The sequence below is a fragment of the Microtetraspora sp. AC03309 genome, assembly GCF_020826795.1.
Taxonomy (GTDB): Bacteria; Actinomycetota; Actinomycetes; order Streptosporangiales; family Streptosporangiaceae; genus Microtetraspora; species Microtetraspora glauca.
The window spans coordinates 1-1,222 of sequence record NZ_JADDIL010000209.1 but is presented as its reverse complement, the minus strand read 5'-3'; the positions used below and the strand labels follow the sequence as shown (position 1 = coordinate 1,222).

1 pseudogene is annotated in these 1,222 nt (G+C 70.2%); it reads right to left on the bottom strand.

The features are described from left to right. A pseudogene (locus tag IMZ11_RS42355) lies at positions 1–1,222 on the bottom strand (hypothetical protein); the annotation flags it as partial.

Genomic DNA, 1,222 nt, shown 5'->3' with positions numbered 1-1,222 from the left:
AGTTCGACGATCCCGCGACGGCGGACCGACGCCGGCCTCGCGTGGAGGGCCCCGCCCGGCCGGTCGCCGTCTTCCTGCCCGGCAGCCGGTGTGCGGGCAGGCGTCACTCCTACCCTGGCCGTGCCCGCCGGATCGCTCCCGTCCCGGTTGTCACCCGCGAGGGGTTGGGAAGGTAGGCCGGGTGTGAAACCGCGGCCGTGCACAGGGCCGGGCGCGGGGTCGGGTGCGGGGCCGGGTGCGGGTTGGCGGGGCCATCCCGCGGGTCGGCGTCGGGTGATCCCTGCGTGCAGGAGTTGGCCGTCCTCGTCGCAGATGGCGAACCGCCACTCCCCGCCGATCTGTCGTTTGGCGAGCCGGCGTGCGAGTTGGGCGTGGATGGGGCCCCATCCGGCGAGTTCGGCGGGCAGGTCGTCCAAGTGCATCAGGGTGGAGACCTGGACCCGTAGCTCACCGGCCGCGAACCCGACCGACCTCGCCGCACCGGCGGCAGTGTCGGCGCTGCCGTTCTTGAGGTCCGCGCTGTCGTCGCGGCTGCCGCCCACCCTGCCCGCCAGGCTCACGCTCGGACTTGGGCTCGGGCTCGGGCTCGGGCTCACGCTGACGTTCGCGTTCGCGTTCGCGTTCGCGCCGAGGTTGCCGCCCCAGACACCCGAAACACTACCGGCACTGGCTCCAGTGCGGTCGGCAGGACCAGCAGGCCCAGGACCGGTGCCGGAGACAGGACCGGTGGGGCCACCATCGTTGGGCCCGTCACCATGGGCGGAGCCTGAGCATCCCGTATCAGGGTCAGTGTCACCGGGATCGCCGGACGAGTTACAGGGGTCGGTGACGTCTCCGTGATCGGCAGAGCCGGAAGGGCTCTCTCCGGTGACGGTGTCGTCAACGTCGCCGTCCTTGTCTCCGTCCATCTCGCCGTTCTTGTCGCCGTTCTTGTCGCCGTTGGTGTGCTGGACGTCGTGGAGGCCCTCGGAGAGCCGGGTGTTCTCCCCGTCCCCATTGGTGTCGTCGGTGTCGTCGCAGGTGTCGTAGAGGTCGGTGCTGTCGTCGATGCCGCTGTCATCGAAGGGATCGTCGGAGAGCTGGTCGTCGTAGTCGTCCTCATCACCCGCCCGTTTGCGGGCGGCGTTATCGAACAGGACGGCGATGATCTGATCGTCGTCCAGACCGGACATGCCGCCGTCCAGCAGGCCCAGGAACACATCCGCCCGCACCTGGTCGATCG